This window comes from Chryseolinea serpens, assembly GCF_900129725.1.
Taxonomy (GTDB): domain Bacteria; phylum Bacteroidota; class Bacteroidia; order Cytophagales; family Cyclobacteriaceae; genus Chryseolinea; species Chryseolinea serpens.
The window spans coordinates 689,759-709,773 of record NZ_FQWQ01000001.1; the positions used below are offsets into that span (position 1 = coordinate 689,759).

At 52.8% G+C, this 20,015-nt stretch carries 10 protein-coding genes; 2 read left to right on the forward strand and 8 right to left on the reverse strand.

Translation table 11 applies throughout. The annotated features are described in order from the left end of the window. Positions 1 to 14: 14 nt before the first annotated feature. The 8 genes from glpK to BUB30_RS02740 form a co-directional block, all read right to left on the reverse strand. A complete protein-coding gene (glpK, locus tag BUB30_RS02705) occupies positions 15 to 1,493 on the reverse strand; it encodes a glycerol kinase GlpK (RefSeq protein ID WP_073130837.1) in 1,479 nt (492 codons plus the stop codon). Positions 1,494 to 1,505: 12 nt separating this feature from the next. Next, on the reverse strand, positions 1,506 to 2,213 hold the full coding sequence (locus tag BUB30_RS02710; protein WP_073130839.1) for an MIP/aquaporin family protein: 708 nt from the start codon (positions 2,211 to 2,213) through the stop codon (positions 1,506 to 1,508). 380 nt (positions 2,214 to 2,593) lie between these two features. Next, positions 2,594 to 3,088, reverse strand: coding sequence for a hypothetical protein (locus BUB30_RS02715; protein WP_073130841.1), 495 nt, complete (start codon positions 3,086 to 3,088; stop codon positions 2,594 to 2,596). Positions 3,089 to 3,310: 222 nt separating this feature from the next. Beyond that, positions 3,311 to 4,657, reverse strand: coding sequence for a vanadium-dependent haloperoxidase (locus tag BUB30_RS02720; RefSeq protein ID WP_073130844.1), 1,347 nt, complete (start codon positions 4,655 to 4,657; stop codon positions 3,311 to 3,313). Between the two features lie 77 nt (positions 4,658 to 4,734). Further along, positions 4,735 to 7,944 carry a VCBS repeat-containing protein gene (locus BUB30_RS02725; RefSeq protein WP_245804023.1) on the reverse strand — a complete coding sequence of 1,070 codons (3,210 nt, stop codon included), beginning with the start codon at positions 7,942 to 7,944 and terminating at the stop codon, positions 4,735 to 4,737. A gap of 140 nt (positions 7,945 to 8,084) precedes the next feature. Beyond that, complete coding sequence (locus BUB30_RS02730; protein WP_073130848.1) at positions 8,085 to 11,399, reverse strand: VCBS repeat-containing protein; 3,315 nt, start codon at positions 11,397 to 11,399, stop codon at positions 8,085 to 8,087. A gap of 94 nt (positions 11,400 to 11,493) precedes the next feature. Further along, the gene (locus tag BUB30_RS02735; protein ID WP_245804024.1) at positions 11,494 to 12,930 is read right to left on the reverse strand and encodes a RagB/SusD family nutrient uptake outer membrane protein; all 1,437 of its coding nucleotides are present in this window, start codon (positions 12,928 to 12,930) and stop codon (positions 11,494 to 11,496) included. A gap of 91 nt (positions 12,931 to 13,021) precedes the next feature. Further along, complete coding sequence (locus tag BUB30_RS02740; RefSeq protein WP_073130853.1) at positions 13,022 to 16,054, reverse strand: SusC/RagA family TonB-linked outer membrane protein; 3,033 nt, start codon at positions 16,052 to 16,054, stop codon at positions 13,022 to 13,024. Positions 16,055 to 16,382: 328 nt separating this feature from the next. Here BUB30_RS02740 and BUB30_RS02745 point away from each other — a divergent pair, with 328 nt between their 5' ends. Beyond that, a complete protein-coding gene (locus BUB30_RS02745; protein WP_073130855.1) occupies positions 16,383 to 17,432 on the forward strand; it encodes a LacI family DNA-binding transcriptional regulator in 1,050 nt (349 codons plus the stop codon). 136 nt (positions 17,433 to 17,568) lie between these two features. After that, on the forward strand, positions 17,569 to 19,980 hold the full coding sequence (locus BUB30_RS02750) for a glycoside hydrolase family 31 protein (protein WP_073130857.1): 2,412 nt from the start codon (positions 17,569 to 17,571) through the stop codon (positions 19,978 to 19,980). Positions 19,981 to 20,015 lie beyond the last annotated feature (35 nt).

Below are 20,015 nucleotides of genomic sequence, written 5' to 3' on the forward strand. Positions count from 1 at the left end.
CTTTTGTTTAAGCCTTAATCTTCCCAGCCTTTTGTGCGCTCCACAGCCTTGCGCCAGCCTTTGTACAGCTTGGCGCGCGTGGTCTCGTCCATCGCGGGCTCGAAACGTTTCTGGATCTTTCGGTTGGACACAATGCTTTCCTTTTTCCACAAGCCCACCTCGATTCCCGCCAGGTAAGCTGCGCCAAGTGCCGTAGATTCGATGATCTCCGGCCGCTCGACAGGGGTGCCCAATATATCGGCCTGGAACTGCATGAGCACGTTGTTGGCACAGGCCCCGCCGTCCACTTTCAAACTGGCCAGCGCCAGGCCGGCGTCTTCCTCCATGGCGTTCAGGATGTCTTTGGTCTGGTAGGCCATCGACTCCAGGGTGGCCTTGATGATGTGGTCCTTGCCCGTGTCGCGGGTGAGGCCAAAGATGGCACCGCGGGCATACATGTCCCAATAGGGCGCACCCAATCCCGCGAAGGCGGGAACGACATACACCTCGTTGGATCCCAGGGCCTTCGTGGCGAAATACTCTGTGTCTTTGCTTTGGTCTATCAGGTGAAGGCTGTCGCGCAGCCACTGCACGGCGGCCCCGGCGATAAAGACGCTGCCCTCCAACGCATATTCTACTTTGCCGCCCAGCCCCCAGGCGATGGTGGTGATGAGCCCGTTTTTGGAGAGCTGGATTCTCGTGCCGGTGTTCATCAGCATGAAGCAACCGGTGCCGTAGGTGTTCTTGGCCATGGCCGGTTCAAAACACGCCTGCCCAAACAGGGCCGCCTGTTGGTCGCCGGCAATACCCGCCAGGGGAATGTCTACGCCCTGGTAGGTCCAGTTTCCAAAATGAAATGACGACGGTTTCACCTCCGGAAGGATGGCTTCGGGAATGTCGAGTTCGGCCAACAGCTTTTTATCCCATGTCAGGGTGTTGATGTCGAAGAGCATGGTGCGCGAGGCGTTGGAATAGTCCGTGGCGTGCACCTGGCGGTTGGTGAGGTTCCAGAGCAACCAGGTATCTACCGTTCCAAAGGCCACATCCCCTTTGCGGGCACGTTCCCGCGCGCCGGGCACGGTGTCGAGGATCCATTTGATCTTTGTGGCAGAGAAGTAGGAATCGATCACCAGCCCCGTGTGTTGACGTACGTAGCTATCGAGACCTTTCTTTTTTAGTTCTTCGCAAATGGGTGCCGTGCGTTTGTCCTGCCAGACGATGGCGTTGTACAACGGTTCGCCTGTATGGCGGTCCCACAACAAGGTGGTTTCGCGTTGGTTGGTGATGCCGATGGCCGCAATGTCGCGGGGGTCGAGGCCATGTTTCTGGACCAGTTTCTCCAACACCAGCCTTTGCGTGTTCAGGATCTCGCCTGGATCGTGCTCCACCCAGCCGGGCTGTGGGAAGATCTGGCGGAATTCCATTTGCACAATGCCTTTGATGTCGGCCCGTTCGTCGAAGAGCACGGCCCGCGAACTGGTCGTTCCCTGATCGAGCGCAATGATATATTTCATGGAGAGAAGGTGTTAAACAAACAATGCTTTGAAGCACCATGCCCCGAGGATGCCCCCGATTATCGGCCCGATGACGGGGATCCAGCTATAGGACCAATCGGATGAACCTTTGCCGGGGATGGGCAATATAAAATGGGCCAGCCGTGGCGCAAGATCGCGGGCGGGGTTGATGGCAAACCCGGTAGTCCCTCCTAAACTAAGACCGATGGAGATGATGAGGCCACCCACGATGAGCGGGTTAAGTCCTTCGGCAAACTCGTTGGCCCCGATGAAAAGAAGAGCCAGCACCAGCACAAACGTGGCGAGGATCTCGCTCAGGAGATTGGCGGGTGTCGAGCGTATGGCGGGTGCGGTGCAGAACACGGCAAGTTTCTTGGCGGCGCTGTCGGTTCGTCCCCAGTGGGGCAGGAATGCCAGCCATACCAATATGGCCCCAACAAAAGCACCGGCAAACTGCGCGATGATGTAGCCGGCCACTTGCTCTTTCGGAAAGTCACCCATGAGAAACAGCGCCAGCGTGATGGCTGGATTGAGATGGGCCATGCTGATGCGGCCGACGGCATAGACGGCCAACGTTACGGCCAGACCCCAGGCCACCACGATGGTGAGCCATCCGTCGTTCTCGGATTTTGTGCCTTTTAAAACAGCTCCGGCCACAGCGCCTTCGCCGAGCAGAATGATGATCATGGTGCCGAAAAACTCAGCGAGGTAGACATTCATAAGAATGGGTTTGGTTCAGTCATGGGTACGCAGCATTTCTATTATCGTTCGTACAAGCGAAATGCATTGGTTTTCAAGTTGACGAAGATAAGGAATGGGGCAGGATTTTTCAGGAAGTGGTTTTATTAATTTGCCGGGCGTTGCGGCGCATGCGGGCATTGGGAGGAAGGTGAATTCGCGCTAAATATTAAAACCAAAATGCGGGGCGCCGTTTCCTTTTGCAGTGGGGTACTGCCAGTAGCGAGGGACAGATTTGTCCGTCAGGATGTTACGTCATCCGGAAAATCAGCCGTGGCGATTTCCGGATGCCCCAAAGGTTACCAGATCTTCCGTGCGTGAAGAAAAAACGTGAATAGTTGAAATTGAAAAACCTGTTAGCGCTAGCGCAGCATGTTGATCTTTTCGTTGACTTCCCCGATAAATTCGTGGAGATATTCCGGTGTCTCGCGGTTGTTGTTGTCGATGTACCAGAACCGTTTGCCGTCGGCTGTATTTATTTCGATGTAGGTGCCCCCACCGTCGGCGCAATCCGGGCAGCCGAGGGTGATCGACGATTCCGAGAGAAGTTCCTCGGGAATTTTGGTGGCGAGATCTTTTACCAATTGATATTTTTCGTCGCTCAAGGCTTCATAATCTCCCTCGTGTAAGGTGCCATTCGTGGGGTATTGGTGTTTTTTATCCAGGTAGAGTTTGCCATTGCGAATAAGAAAAAATCTAACGCAATCGTCACCCTGGCACATACCATAGAAGCTTCCAAAACTGAAATAGGAATCTGAGAGCGTGGGCAGGTCTCTGCCGTCTTTAGCGTCTTTATCGTGGCAAGCGCCGAGCGTGAGGGCGGCGAGAGCGAAAAGGAAAATGCGGGTGGTCTTCATGGAGGTATCGTTTTGTTTTCTTATTTGACACCGGAACCCCTGGGGAGGTTGGAATGGGTGTGTTAAGAAATCTTTAAGCGGTATCACCTTCGCGAAGTTTCAGCGAGCAAAGAAAAACGTTAAGAAGCTCTTTGCTGAAGGTTCCCTCCTTCGCTAATGCTACGGCGGGCGAAGCGCGCAAGCAAGAAGCAAAAGGTCTTTGTGCGCCTAGCGGTGGTGTTGTTATTGCTTTTGGGCGAGGTCTGCTTTGCGGGTTTTGATTTTTTGGGCGATGAATTCGCCTACCTGGTGGCCTTGCTTTAGCCCATTTTCGCAGGCGGGCCGGTAGTGAATGCCGCCGTACATGCGGCTGATGGCGGCCTCGCTGCAGGCGGCTTCAAATGACTTGAAGCTGCGGACGGATAAACCAAATTCAATTTCCGTGGAGTCGGTAAAGGCAAAGTTGTCGCCAAACAATTTGGTGAGCGCCACGGCCGATGCACCGGAGATCACGCTGTGGCCGCTGGTGTGTTCCGGGAACGGCGGTGTTTGCAACAGGGGCACCCACTCCTCGTCGATGTATTGGTTGATATAGGTCTCGGGACGTACCAGCGTGCTTCTGTATTTCTCATCCCAGCACGAAATAAATCCATCCACCAACGAGATGGCCACGCGCGCATAGGCCTCGGCCGACTGCGCAAAATCTGCTTTGGCACCCAGGCAGGCCACGTGTGTGATGTTCATCCAATGGCCACCGGGGGAGATCTTTTTGGTGGCAAACATGACGTGCCCTTTCACGTTCATCACAAAGGGATTGCAATCCCAGAAGGATGCGATCTGACGTTGCTCCGGGGTGAGGTTCACGCCCATGTCATGGACTTCCATGGCTTCCTTGTAGAACTGACTTTTCTTATCGACCGAAAATATGGTGTGTGACGCGGGTCTGAATTGCGACGCGGAATCTATGGCAAAGGTCCTGATCTTGCTCCAGTGCGGCTCCACCGCATCCATATAAGCCGGTGGTGTCGGCTTCCAGGTGCCGGGGTCCTCCTGGATAGAGTATTTGGGGAACGAGCGGCTTTGTTTGTAGTTGTCTTTCGAAGACCATTTGATGATGTGCTCGGCCACTTCGGTACCATAGGCAAGGGACCGCTCATAGACGTCGTCGGGCATGCCGGTGTCTTTGAACTCCTGCATGATCTTGTTATAGAACACATCCATTTTATCTTCCGAAAAAACCAGGGCGCGACCAACCTTCAGCATGGCCTGCACCGACGCCAGGGGAAAACAATATTCCTGGCCGGCTTGCGGTTGCGGCACCTCCGTGAGGCCGTGTAATTGGCCTGCAAAGCTGGCGTATTTTTTATCCTGGTGAATGGCCGCTTCATAGGCGGCCACGCTCATGTAGGTGTAGATGCGCGACGCCACCGGCGGCGAAAAGATGTCGTGTACGATAACGTCGGTGACTTGCTTGACGGAGCGGTGTAAAAATTCAGGGTTCTGGGCTTGCGTTTTCCAGTCGGCGTTGTTCTTCGAACAGGAAAAAAGTAAAACGGACAGGCATAAACCTTTCCACAGCAAAGTCTTCATGGGTCACAGGTATGATTCTCTTCAAAGGTATCAGATGACGGCAATAAAAAAAAGACCCGGTGCCGACAACCTTTCCGTCATTTCTTTAGCGCAAAAGACACCACCGAAGCGTTGTTGCGGAACCCCATATAATGCACGCGCCCGGCCAGCGTGACCGGCTTCAGGTCCCGGATTTCCCCCTTCAAGCAAGCACCCGAATCCTTATTGGCCATGGCCTTGAAATGCCCTTTGCCGTCCCCCACCAGCAACGTGCCATAGCTGGCATCGTAGCGGCCCATCTGGATGTTGATGGGATAGAAATTACCCGCGACAAACACATCGGTGTGGCCGTCGCGATTGAAGTCTTCGATGATCATGGCGTTCACCGTAGAAAATTGCGCCACTGGCGGCAACGGCCGCACTTCGAATTTGCCGTTGCCCTTGTTTTCGATGTAGGCGCTTTCAAATGCATACGCTTGAAAGACCTTTGCTTTTTTCAGGGTCTCTTCATCAAATACATCTTTGAATGTGGCGGCAGCAAATTTATTGGCCGAGAGAAATTTCTTTTTGAGGATCGGCATTTGTTTCACCATCTCGTCACGGGTGTAGTAAGGATATTCTTTTCCCTGAGTGAAGTGGGTGAGCACCTGCTCGAAGCTGCCGTTGTTGTCGAAATCCGAGTAATACATCTTCACCGGCTCAGCCAGCGATGCTTTCAAGGTCGAGTTGAGACCCAGGTTGCCGGCCACGAGGTCCAGATCGCCATCTTGGTCGAAGTCCGCCAGTTCGATGTGGCTCCACCAGCCGTTGGTTTTCTCCAGGCCTGAGCCTTCCAGGGCGAGCGGTGTTAGTTTACCGGCGGTGTTCACCAGGATGGTGATGGGTTTCCATTCCGCCGCCAGGATCAGGTCGTCGTCTTTGTCGTTGTCGATGTCGGCCCAAACGGATTGCTTGATAAATCCGAATTGCTCCAACACCGGCGCAGCGCTTTTTGTAACGTCGGTAAAATTGCCTTTGCCATCGTTCTGCAATAGGTAGTTTTTCGGTTCCTCACCATACTTGTAGGGAATGGTGCGCACGGCGATGAAGAGATCCAGGTCGCCGTCCTTGTCGAAATCGTTCACACTCACCGACGAGCCCGTGATCATCATTTCGGGGAGGCCTTTGGCGGACGTGAAATTTCCTTTGCCATCATTGGCATACAGCTTGGGCTGGCGATGAACGGAGTTTCCGGTAAATTCATTTCCCCCTGTGATCACGATCAGGTCTTTATCGCCGTCGCCATCCACATCGGCAAATGCCGCGTCGACATTTTCCTGGATGCTGTCCCGCTCAAAAGACCGCTGAAAAGAATCGGTGAACTTCCCATTTTTGTTTTGCACAAATAAACGCGACGTCTGCCACTTTGCGCCCCCTACAAACACGTCATCCAACCCGTCGTTGTTCACGTCCCCGACGGCTGCGTGGGGACCTTCCGCCGAGAGCATGTGGGGCAGCAGGGCTTCGCGTGTAAACTCCACAAATTTGTTTTCGCGGTGCGTAAAGTTTATGCCGAGCGTCGCCGTGGTCTCTTCGAAGATCGGCTTTGCCCGGTGGAAACGATCATAGTCAAATTTTCCGCTGCTCTTTGCCTGATCCAGTTCCAGTTGCTGATCGACGGCAACTTGTTTTAGCACTTCGTAGGTGTCGTTGGGCCAGACCACCACCAGGGAGTCGATGGTTTTGTCGGTGCCGGTCCCAAAAATAAGGCGTGTGTCCACCGCGCTTTGATAGCCGCGCACGGGCGTGCATTCCTGAACTTGTACTTTACCACCGTTGTATAGGAATACCTTCGTGCCTAGGCCATAGAGGTTCCCTGATGGGCCTTTTAGTTTCACACCCAGGAAGTGGCTCGTCTGAGGCTCCTGGTTTTTATTGCGGAAGAGATTCTCCATCACGAAGGCTTCATCTTCCACGTTGTTGGTCACCAGGTCCAGGTCGCCGTCGTTGTCCAGGTCGGCATAGGCTGCTCCATGAGAATAGGAAATCTTGTCAAGGCCCCATTCCGGCGCTTTGTTGGTGAAGGTGGAATCGCCGTTGTTGTGGTAGAGGTAGTTGGCCAGCTTGATCTTTGGCATTTTTTCGATGAGCTTCAGATGCTTCTCGTCCATCTTGTACTTGATGCCCTCTTGTATGGAATCGGTGGTGATGAAGTTTATATAATCGAGGTCGTTGGAACGGCGCAGGATGCCGTTGGAAATGAAGATGTCTTTCTTCCCGTCGAGATCAAAGTCAGCAAACAAAGTTGACCAGCTCCAGTCGGTAGCGGAGACGCCGGCGTAGAGCGCTATTTCGCTAAATGTTCCATCCTGGTTGTTGAGCTGAAGCGCGTTGCGGGTGTATTGATAGTTGTAGCCATAGCGCAGCTTAAAGTCGAACAGATCATAAGCATCTTCGGCGGCGGAAGCTTTGAGGATGAAGGGATCTTCCGGAAGCATGTCCATCGCTGCCAGGTCAGGGAAAGCGTCGTTATTGAAATCCGCAAAATCGACACCCATCGTGTAGCGGCTGGTGTGGTTCATACTCTTGTCCAGCACCTCGGCAAACGTGCCGTTCTTTTGGTTGATGTAGAGATAGTCGTTCTCGTGAAAATCGTTGCCCACATAAACGTCCGGCCAGCCGTCGAGGTTGATGTCGCTCACCACCACTCCAAGTCCATAGCCAATGGCGTTGTCGAGAATGCCCGAACCTTTTGTGACGTCGATGAAATGCCCTTCATCGTTGCGCATGAGCTTGTCGCCGGCGAGCGGGTGCGATTGAAAGCGCAGGTTTTTGGACATGCCAAAGGTCCCGTTTTCGTGGAGGGAATGGTTGAGCATGAACATGTCGAGGTCACCATCGCGATCATAGTCGAAGAAGGATGCCTGTGTGGCAAATCCCACGAGGTCCAGGCCGTACTCCATAGCGCGGTCCGTAAATTTCGGCACGCCGTTCGCGTCATTGCCTTCGTTGATGAAGAGCTGGTTCTTGCCTTTGAAAATGAGATAGTCCCCCAAATAACCCACATAGATATCCAGGCGGCCGTCATTGTTCACATCGGCCATGGTCACGCCGGTAGTCCAGCCGTTGAAACCGGCCACCCCGGCTGCATCGGTCACGTCCTTGAACTTGAGGTCGCCCTGGTTGAGGTAGAGTTTGTCGGGGTCCTGGTTAGAGGTGAAAAACATATCGACCAATCCATCGCCATTCACATCCCCTACCGCTACGCCTCCCCCATTGTAGAAATACATGTAGTTGAAAATATTGAACTCAACACTTTCCTTCAACACATTGCGAAAGGTGATCCCGGATTCCGAGGACGGGACAAATCTGAACCCCCCTCCAGTTCCCCCCTTTTTATCCGAACATGCAGATAAGCCGAATACCAATACGATGACCGAAAAAATATAACGTAAACGTATCTTCAACATCACTTCGTTGCTTTATAGAATTTTATTGAATCGTTGTTCCGGACAAACGCCACCACCTCACCCGCTTTGGTTTTGAGACGTGCAATGTGTCGTACTTGCCCTTCCAGTTTAATACCCGACTGCTGCGACTTCAGCGGGGCGAAATTTCCCGTTCCATCTCCAACCAAAACCAACCCATGCAACGCGTCGTAGCGGCCTACTTCGGGTTTCACCGAAAACAGGTTGCCGCCCAGCACGAGGTCGGGTTTGTTGTCGTGGTTCACATCGGCCACGTCGATGGCAAACACGGGCGAGAACTGGGCTTCCACGGGCAGTGTCTTGCGCACAAATCCTTTGGGGCCTTCGTTTATCAGCACCAGCGTGTTGGGTTCATAGAAATTAAGTTTTGTCGCTTTCGCCAGCAAGGCCGGATCGAAAATGTCGGCGATAGATTTTTGTGCGTAGTCCCGGTAATAGACAAACTTCTTCTTGAGGCTGCTCATCTGTTTGATCATGTCCTGGCGCAAGGCTGTGGGATACTCTTCGCCGTCTTTCATGAATGTAAAAATGGGTTCGATGGAACCGTTCTGATCGAAGTCGTTCACGTAAAGCGAAATGGGATGATCGACGGTTGGTTTGAATTTAGAATTGCGGCCGAGGTTCCCCAGCACGAAGTCGGTGTCGCCGTCGCCATCCAGATCCGATGCCGTGATGCTGTTCCACCAGCCGTCGGTTTTCTCGAGGCCGGGGATGTTTTCCACACGGGTCAGTTTTTTGCCGTCGTTTTTATAGAGCGTGACGGGCATCCAGTCGCCGATGATCATCAGGTCAGGGAATGCGTCATGATCATAGTCAAACCATTCGGCAGCCGTCACCATGCCGGCGTGCTTCAGCTCCGGGGCCAGGGTGGCCGTGGCGTCGGTGAAATTTCCTTTCCCATCGTTTAGCAAAATAAATTGATCACAAGGCAAACCATAGTAGGAAGGCAACATGCGCGTGCCTACAAACAAGTCCAGGTCGCCATCGTGATCGATGTCTGCAGGGCGGACGCAACTTCCGGCCTGGTAGATGGCGGGCATTTTCTTTTCGGTCTTTACGAATTCGGGCCGGCCGTTTTTCAGGCCTTTGTTTTCATACATTCTGTCCAACAAGGGAATGCCCAGCGATGCGCGTTCCGAACCCCCGGTAACAACATACAGGTCCAGATCTTTGTCGCCATCAAAATCGAAGAACACCGCATCGATATCGTCGGCCAGCGAATCGGCAAGAAATAGTTCGGGTTGAAGCTTGCTGAATTTCCCAGACGCCTGTTGCATGTACAACGCGCCCCCATGTCCCGCAGAACCACCAAGGAAGAAGTCATCCAAATGATCGTTGTTCAGATCGGCCTTGGCAAACGCCGGGCCTTCCGTCGACACCATGTGGTACAATAAACGATCCCGGTCGAACTCATTGAAATCATTTTCCACGTGCGAAACGGCGTCACCATTTGTTACCTCCGAAAACAGCGCGCGCTCAGGTTTGGATGCCTGCGGCTTAACCGCTTTCGCTTTCGCGTGATCGATCTCCAGCTTTTGATTGGTCGGCACGTTTTTCAACACCTCTATCTTGTCATCCGGCCACTCCACCACGAGGCTGTCGACGGTCGCACGGTTGCCCGTACCGATCACCATCGTATAGTCCATGCTGGATTGAAAACCGCGAATCGGCATGTTCTCATAGTAAAGCACGTCGCCTTTTACATAAGCGTGTACCTTCGCCCCTAGCCCGAACGTGTTTTTTTCAAAACCTTTGAAGGCCAACCGCAGCGAAGTATTCTTCAGCAGCGTGTCGGCGCGGTTCTGGAAAAAGAAAAGCTCCTGGTTCACGTTGTTCACGACCAGGTCGAGATCGCCGTCGTTGTCGAGGTCGCCATAGGCGGCGCCGTTGGAAAATCCCGGCTCGTCCAGACCCCACGCCTTCGATTCATTTTTGAATTCAAACTCTTTTGTGGGAACGAGCATGTAGTTGCTCATTTTTTGCGAGGGCATCTTATCGACAAATTCCTTGAAGTCTACCTTTTTGCCTTCGATGGCCGACCGCATGTTCTCACTGCTGCCCAGGAACTCCACAAAATCCTGGTTGATCAGGTCCTTGTAAGTGCCGTTGCAGACAAAGATCTCTTTGTGCGCGTCATTGTTAAAGTCGGAGATCAACGCCCCCCAGCTCCAATCCGTAGCCGACACACCGGCCAGTTGGCCGATCTCGCTAAACGTGCCGTCGCTGTTGTTCAGCTGCAGCATGTTGCGCATAAACTGGTGATAATAGCCATTCTTGAGACGCAATTGATAGACGTCGTACGTCTCGAAGGCCACCAGTGTTTTCAACCGATAATCTTCCTCAGGGAGCATGTCGGTAGAAAAGATGTCCGGGCAACCATCATTGTTGATGTCCGCCAGGTCGGCCCCCATAGAAAACATGCTGAGGTGCCCCATGTATTTTTCGAGCTCCTCGGAGAAGGTGCCGTCATGCTGGTTGATGTAGAGGTAGTCGCGCTCGTAGAAATCGTTGGAAATATAGAGATCGGGCCAGTTGTCGAGATTGACATCTCCCACCGTCACCCCCAAACCAAAGCCGATCACGCTGCCGTAGATGCCGGCCTGCGCGCTCACGTCGGTGAACTTGCCGTTGTCGTTGCGATAGAGTTTATGGCCACCCAGTTCGTCGCGCTGGTCGCGCAGGTTGCGATACCCCAGTGTGGACACCGGGCGGAAGGAGTTGTTGAGAATGTAGCAATCCAGATCGCCGTCTTTGTCGTAGTCAAAGAACGCCGCGTGGGTGGTGAAGCCTTTGTCGGCCAGGCCGTACTCTTCTGCCTTGTCGGTGAATGTAAGATCACCGTTGTTAATAAAAAGCTCGTTGCCGCGGTTGCCACCCGCTACATCGCCGGAGTTGCTCACATAGATGTCGAGCAAACCATCACCGTTCACATCCGCAATGCTCACCCCTGTCGCCCATGCCTTGGTGCCGGCCACGCCTGCCTTTTTGGTAATGTCTTCAAATTTGAGGTTGCCTTTGTTGAGGTACAATTTGTTCTCTCCCATGTTCGAGGTGAGGTAAACGTCCGGTAGCCCGTCGTTATTGAAATCGCCGATGCCCACACCTCCTCCGTTGTAGAAGTTGCGGTAGCGAAAAACGTCGAGGTCTTCCTGAACCGTGAGGGTGTTTTCAAAATGAATGCCCGTTTCCTCGGCCGTAAGCCGTCTGAAAAGGGTGTTTTCATTCCGGGACTCTTCTTTTTTCTCCGGACCACAAGCCCACAATGCCAGTAACGTGAATAGGTAAAATTTCCGCATTTTGTATTTCAGCGTATTATCAAACGGAAAAGTAAAAAAAAGAAGGCAAGTAAGTGAATACTTGCCTTCTGATCTTTTCAAAGGCTTACTTCAATTATTTCGCCCCACTGTAGCCGGGGTTTTGGGTCAGGTTCGGGTTGGAGTCAACAGCCTGTTGAGGAACGGGGAACAGCACGCGATAGTCCTCCGTGTTGTCTTTGTCCTGCCAGGTTTTGCCAAATGAACTGAAGCGGATCAGGTCAACGCGACGGATACCTTCCCAGTAAAGTTCCCTACCTCTTTCGGCCAGCATGTCCGCCTCGGTGAGCGCGCCCAATGCCGGTGCACCCCGCAAGGTTCTCAATTCGTTCACCAACTCGAGCGCCGTCTTGTCGCCTGTGCCGCCGCGCATAATGGCCTCGGCTTTCATCAGGAACACATCGGCATAGCGGAGCAGGATGTACTGTCCTTTGTCTGCCGGGTGATATTTGATAACACGGATCCCTTGTTCGGTCGCTGCGCCAAGGAGCGGCACTTCGGGCGTAAAGGCCAACGGCTTTTTATTGCGCGAATTAATAACCTGCTCGTTTTTGTCATTGTACTGTTGACCCACCAGGAAACCGCGGGCGATACCGGAGAATTCTGTTCCATCCGGTGTAGGATAGCTTCCTCTGCGTTTATCTGCCGGATCGAACGTTCCATAGAAATCGGCTAGGGTTGCAAAACCGTTCCACCCGTCGGGGTGGTTATCGTAGTGCAAAGTCATCCGATATCGGTTTTCCGGTGTGCCGGCAGCGCTCGTGAAAATGATCTCTTTCGATGCCGAAACGCTAAAGTTTTTGAAGTATTCGGGCTCCAGCGAATAGCCGTCGGCCGTTACCGCATCGCAGTACTGCACTACTTTGTCCATGTCGGCCTTATCGAATGTGTAAGGTCCGGCGGCATTTTCACCCTTGTAAACCGCTTTGTTGAGGAACAAGCGGGCCAACATGGCGTTGGCGGCAGCACGGGTGCCTTTGCTGTTGGTTGCAATGGGTCCCGTGGTGGGCAATCCGGCAATGGCCTCGGTCAAATCTTGCACGATGTGATCGAAGGCTTCCGAACGGCTCAACACTTTCGGATTGACGTCAGCACCTTCGGTAACTTCGCGGTAAGGTACCTGACCAAAAAGGTCCATCGCATACCACATGAAAAAGCCGCGGAGGAATTTAGCATGCGTGGCCTCGTCAGCGGAAGGAGACGATCCCAGGATCTGCGTGCATTTGAAAATCCGGTTGTGAATTTGATTCCAGGTGTTCAGAATGTACGAGTGCGTAGGGTCCCAGGTGTGCTGATACAGTTGGCGCCAAACACCATTATCTCCCCAGTCGGTACCGCGTGTGGGCGGGATCAACTCATCGGACGTGTGTTCAAAGAGCGAGTAGATGTTGGCCTGATCGGTGAATGCACCCATATCAGAACTATAGATACCGGCCAAGGTGGTCGTCGGGTTAACCGTGAGAACACCACCGGTCGATTCAGCGACAGTGGAGTCAAGCTCGTTGTTTTTCAAATCGGTACAAGCTGAAAATACAAGCGTGATACTAAAAACTCCAGCAAAAATTGGTTTTGAAAAAATATGTTTCTTCATAATGCTTGGCTAATTAAAATGATGCATTAACACCGAAAGTAAAAGTTCTCGCTCTTGGATACGATGTATAATCGATGTTCAAAGAAGGTATTCCGTTCAGTGACTTGTTGGTATTCACTTCAGGATCCTGACCTGAGTAATCGGTGATTACAAACAGGTTTTGGCCGGTCACAAACACCCGTAACGAAGAAATGAAGGTGTTCGCTACAGGGATGTTATACCCGAATGTAACATTTTGCAGTCTCACAAACGAGCCCTTTTCCAGGAATCGTGTCGAAACGTCAGGAGAGTTTGCTCTGCTTTCGCCATTTCCAGGAACGTCTGTGGTTGTATTTCTACCCGCGGCTAATGCACCAGCAGTAAAGAAGGCGTTTGCGGTGTTGTTGTAGAGGTAGTGACCAAATTGACCATTGAAGAAGATGCTCAGATCAAATTTTTTGTATTTGAAGTTGCTGGTCAAGCCGGCATTGGCTTTTGGGATAGCCGATTTTCCAACAAATTTCTGAACATCACCACCGTTGTATTTGGCGATACCGTTTTCGTCATAGCCGGCGAAATCGCGGACGAACCATGCGAATAAAGGCTGTCCTTGGGCGATCCGTTGTGCAAACGCACCCGACAACCCCTGGCCGTTGATCACACCGGTATCGATCGTACTGTTGAAATCCTTCACCTCGTTGTGGTTGAAGGCCGCGTTGACAATCAAAGTCCATGTAAAGTCTGTATTAGCAATCACGTTTCCAGTCAAGCTGATTTCCAAGCCGCGGTTGATCACGTGGGCGGGAGCGTTAAGCCACAAGAACGCATCGGCAGAAGGGAACGGTTGTGCGAATGGTTTCTGGATCAGCAAATCACTGGTGTTTTTATTGTAGTAGTCCAACGAACCGGTGATCCGGTTATTGAAGAAACCAAAGTCAACACCAACGTTCACTTGCGAAGTAGTTTCCCATTTCAAGTCCGGATTGGGGAATGAAACGTAGTTATAGCCGCCACCACCAAGGGAGTTCGAGGTATTGAGCGTCCAGTCAGAATAACGCTGACGACCTTGATAAAGGTTGTGCGGAATTTCCTGGTTACCAGTTACGCCGTATCCTACGCGGGCGCTCAGGTCAGAGAACATCTCAGGAACGAAGCCTTCCTCGATCACTCTCCATTTGAAGGCCGCCGAAGGGAAGTAGCCGTATCGGTTGGATGGACCGAATTTTGTCGAACCATCGGCGCGCAACGTAGCCGTAAAGAGATACTTCTCCTTGATACCAAAGTTTACACGTCCGTAGAAAGACTGGAGTTCATCTTTGGTCAATGAGGAGTTGATGGCCAACGCGGCGGGTTTCGTTCCGTCGATCTTGTTCGGATCGGGGAATTGCTCATCCACAGACGCCATGTTGTTGATCATTTGATCCAAGTCGCCTGTTCTGAAATGGGTATACTGCGAGAGGTTGGTGGCCTTCGAGAACGACTGATAGGAATAACCTACCACGGCATTCAAAGACGTGGTACCGAATTTCTTGTCATAGGTAAAATAGTTTTCCCAAAGATTGTTGCTGATGTCGATGTCGCTTACATACAAGCGGCCGTTGCCGGAGATACCCGATACCAACAGGTCCTTGGACATGGCTTGTCTGCGCATCGACAGCGACTTGTCGAAACCTACGACGGTCTTGAACTTGAGATTTTTAACGATCTCCAATTCGGCGGCAACGTTACCCAAAATACGCATCGTGTTGGTCTTGTCGCGAGTCATTCCCAGGATAGCTGCCGGGTTGGGCTCGTTTGTCGAAACCTGGTTATAGCTTCCATCCGGCTTGCGCACGGGCAGTGTGGGATTTGATTTCAACATGGAACCGAGCAAGTCGCCTTCAAAACCGGAGTTATCGGTAATGGGCGCGCCGCTGTCCTGCGTGTTGGCAGCAGTCAATTGTGTTGAAATTTTCAGTTTGTCGTTGATGAAACTCTTCGTGCCGTTGAACCGGGCGGAATAGCGCTTCAGACCGGAGATCTTTACAATACCCTGTTGGTCCATGTAGCCCACAGAGAATCTGTAGTTGCTGCTTTTATCGCCTTGACCATAGGAAAGATTATGTTGATGAGTCACGGCTGTTCTCAGTACTTCGTTCTGCCAGTCTGTGTTCGCACCGCCATCGATGGCAGACGGAGACGCACCACCATTGTAGGCCGACCATGCAGAAAGGTATTGATCGCGGCTCAGGAGATCATATTTCTTCGTGATCTTTCCAACGCTAACGTTATAAGAATAATCCAACGTGCCTTTTCCACCCGACCCTGATTTGGTGGTGATCAAGACCACGCCGTTGGCACCCCGTGAACCGTAGATCGCAGTGGCCGAAGCATCTTTTAACACGTCGATGCTGGCAATGTCGTTGGGGTTAAGAAAATTGAGTGGGTTACGGGCTGCGCTCATACCCAAGCCTGAACTGGAAGCACCCCCGCCGGCCGAAATATCATCGCCAGCAAGCGGCACACCGTCGATAACGAAGAGTGGATTGTTACCGGCACGTACCGAAGAGCTTCCGCGGATACGAATGTTCACGCCGGAACCGGGTTCACCACTGGCGGATGTGATCTGCACACCGGCCGCGCGACCTTGGATCAATTGTTCGGGAGACGAAATAACCCCACCGTTAAAATCAGCAGGCTTCAAGGATACAAGAGCACCCGTCGCGTCTTTCTTCTCGATCTGACCGTAACCGATAACCACCACTTCAGAAAGTGCAGTCACATCAGGTTCGATCGCTACATTCACGGTAGACTGAGCACCTACCGGAATCTCCTGGGCTTTGAAGCCAACGAACGAAAACACCAAAGTTGCATTGCTGCCGACGGTAATAGAGAAATCGCCGTCGGTATTGGTGATCGTACCGTTACTGGTCCCTTTTTCAACAACGTTCACTCCAGGCAACGAACTGCCGTCTTCCGTGGAGGTCACTTTTCCTGTCACGGTCTTGCTTTGCGACCAGGCCACCGAGGTGACCAGCACAAGCATGACCGCCAAATACCTGCTTACGCACAGATAAAATTTTGTCATACGGTTTTTGTTTGGGTTAGAAATACGTTTCGAGGTTTTGAGGGGTACAAATCCTCATAAAACCACATCGTAATGTAGTAGAAAGTACATCAGAATTGATCCAAAAAACGATAGTATTTTTATCGGAATCGAAACCGCAATCGATTACGAAAAATAGAATACTCAATTTTTAGTACAACGGAGGGGCGGTTTACACGACACACGGAATCCCCAAAACCGCACCTGCAATCCCCTTATAGTCAAACTGACCACAATCGTTTGCGGAGATTCTCGAAAAATTGCGCAACGATTTGCGGTGATTGTACCCAAGTATTTTTAAACTTGCAGTATGAAGTACAATCAGGTAACTATTAAAGACATCGCCCGCGAACTGGGCATCTCTCCCTCTACCGTTTCCCGCGCGCTGAAAGATCACCCCGACATCAGCCCCCAAACCAAGAAGGCGGTCAACGAACTGGCAGAGAAACTAAACTACCAACCCAACATCGTCGCCCTCAGCTTGCGCCAAAGCAAGACCAATACCCTGGGCGTGATCATCCCCGAACTGGTGCACTTCTTCTTCTCCACAGTCATCAGCGGCATCGAAGACGTCGCCTACAGCGCCGGCTACAACGTGATCATCACCCAGTCGAACGAATCGCTCCAACGCGAAAAGACCGACATCAAAGCCCTCTTTAATAGCCGTGTAGACGGCATGCTCATCTCCGTCTCGCGCGAGACCAGCAGCTTCGAACACATTGAAAGCATTCTCGCCAAAGGCGTTCCGATGGTGTTTTTTGACCGTGTATATGAGAATGCGAACTCGAGTACAGTTATTGTGGACGATTTGAGCGGCGCCAAAGAGGCCACCCAACACCTCATCGACCAGGGCTGCACCCGCATCGCCCACCTCGAAGGCCCCCCGAACCTGGGCATCACCAAACAACGCCTCGAAGGCTATATCCAGGCCCTCAACGACAACAAAATGCCCGTGCAGAAGGACCTCATCGTCTCCTGCCCGCTCGGCACGATAGAAGAAGGAAAGATCGCGGCTGAACAACTCCTCAAAATGCCAAACCGCCCCGACGCCATCTTCGCCACCAACGACCCGGCCGCCATGGGCGCCATGCAGGCCATCAAGGAAGCCGGCCTCAAAATTCCCCAGGACATCGCCGTGGTAGGCTTCAGCAACTGGTTCTTCAGCTCTTTGCTCGAACCGCCGTTGACCTCCGTGGATCAACCCGGTTTCGAAATGGGCCAGGAAGCGGCCAAGCTGCTCATCCGCCAGATCGAATTCAAGTCCAAGGACAACGAAGACCCGGCACCCGAAACCAAAGTGTTGAAAACGCGTCTTATCGTACGCGATTCCTCTCTGAAAAAAGGCAAGCCAAAGAAATAAATTGCATTCATCAGCAACATCACCCTACGCAGCGCTCCCACGCTGCGTATTTTTTTTATTTACCGGAATCGTTTCTTGTCCTGCCGGGGCTCTTTTCTTTTTTATCTTTACTTAGATCGTAACGACCACTCCATCTATGGCAAACCTTCTCAAATCCTCTCTCAGCCAATCCCTGGGCACCCTGAAAAAATGGACCTCCATCACGGGAGGCCTACACGGGGAAACGGATCAGGGCAGTTTTCGCTTGCTGGTGTACAATGCCAACATCATCCGGCTGAGCGTCGCCCGAGTGGGAGACGCTTTTGAAGACTTTTCCTATGCCGTTACGGCCTCGCCGGAGAAAGAGAGTCACCGGGTGACTGAGAAAGACGGCGTTGTGCTCGTGACCACGCCTGCCCTATCGGTCGAGATCACCAAGAGTCCGGTTCGCTTCCGGTTTCTCACCCCCGACGGCAAAACGATCAACGAAGACGACCCGGCCTTTGGCACCAGCTGGACCGGCGAGCAGGTGACGACCTATAAAAAACTCCAGGAAGGCGAGCGCTTCATCGGCCTCGGAGAAAAGACCGGACCGCTGGACCGGCGCGGCCAGGGCTACACCAACTGGAACACCGACAGTTTTGCCTTCTCCACGGGCGCCGACCCGCTGTACGCCACCATTCCGTTTTACATCGGCGTGCACCACCACCTCAGCTACGGCATCTTCTTTGACAACTCCCACAAATCGTTCTTCAACTTTGGCGCCTCCAACAACCGCTTCTCCAGCTTTGCCGCCGACGGCGGGGAGATGAACTACTATTTCATATACGACATTTCGGTGGCCGGCATTGTGAAGCACTATACGCACTTGACCGGGCGAATGGAGATGCCTCCCCTGTGGAGCATCGGCTTCCAGCAGTGCCGCTATAGTTATTATCCCGACAAGGAAGTGCTCACCCTGGCACAAACCTTCCGCGACAAAGACATGCCTGCAGATGTGATCGTGCTCGACATTCACTACATGGAGCAGTACAAGATCTTTACCTGGAGCAAAAAGGATTTCCCAGAACCCCAGAAAATGCTGGAACAACTCAAGGCCCTCGGCTTTCATGTGGTGGTGATGTGCGACCCGGGCATCAAGGTGGAAGAAGGCTATGACACCTATGATTCAGGGGTGAAAGAGGACGTGTTCATTCGCTATCCCGACGGCACCAACTACAGCGGGCAGGTGTGGCCCGGCTGGTGTCATTTCCCCGACTTCAGCAATCCCAAAACACGCCAATGGTGGCAGGAACAATTCCAGGCCTACATAGCCATGGGGTTGGAAGGTTTCTGGAACGACATGAACGAGATCGCCACCTGGGGACACATGCTCCCCGAAAACATAGAAATGGATTTTGATGGCAACAAGGCCACCATGCGCCGTGGCCGCAACCTCTACGGCTTCCTGATGGCCCGCAGCACCTACGAAGGCACCAAGGCGCTGCTGAAAGGCAAACGCCCCTTCAACCTGACGCGCTCCGGCTTCAGCGGCGTGCAACGCTATGGCGCCCTTTGGACCGGCGACAACGTTGCCTATGACGAACACATGATCCTGGGCGCACGCATGGTCTCCAACCTGGGCCTGGGCGGTGTTGCGTTCGCCGGCTATGATGTGGGAGGCTTTGTGGGCGATGCCAATACCAAGCTCTATGCCCGTTGGATCTCCATCGGCTCCTTCTCCCCTTTCTTCCGCGGCCATTCCATGATCAACAGCCGCGACTCCGAGCCGTGGGCCTATGGAGAAGAGGTGGAACAGATCTCGCGCAACTACATCAAGTTCCGCTATCAGCTCCTCCCCTATATTTATTCGTTGTTCCACGAAGCCACCGAGACCGGCATGCCCGTGCAACGCGCGCTCGCGCTGGACTACACACACGACTTCAAGATCTACGACGGACAGTTTTACAACCAGTACCTCTTTGGGCCGAACCTGTTGGTGGCGCCCGTAGAAAGCACGCGCGACTTTGTGAAGGTCTATTTCCCCGAAGGCAAATGGTATTCGCTCTATGACGGCAAGCCGTTTGCGGGCAACACGGAAGTGATCGTGGAATGTCCTGCGCATAGGCTGCCCGTGTATGTGAAGGCTGGCGCCATAATTCCGATGCAGCCGGTTCGATCGCATACCAACGAAGCCACGGATACGCTGATCGTGCACGTGTACACCGGAGGCGATTCGCGTTTTTGCTACTACACTGACGACGGCGGCACGTTTGCCTACCAGCAGGGGGAATTTTCGAAACGCTGGATTATCTACAACGATCGTCAAAAGCAGATCACCTTCGAAGAAGTGGAAGGCATGTTTACGTCGCCGGTGAAGCACCTGGCGGTGGTGGTTCACGGGCTCGACCAGAGCGTGTTGCATGTCCAGGTGAACGGCGAGCACAAAGCATTCCGCCACGAGACGAATACGTTCTTTGCCGCGCTTGAAAAATTTGATCCCATCTACGACCCGGAGCCGGCGCCTTACGAGGATGTGCACCGCGTGGAATTGGATTATCGCCACGGCGCCATCGTGTTGCAGTGGTAATGTTAACGATTGCTCTTGGGAATTTCGCGCGTTTT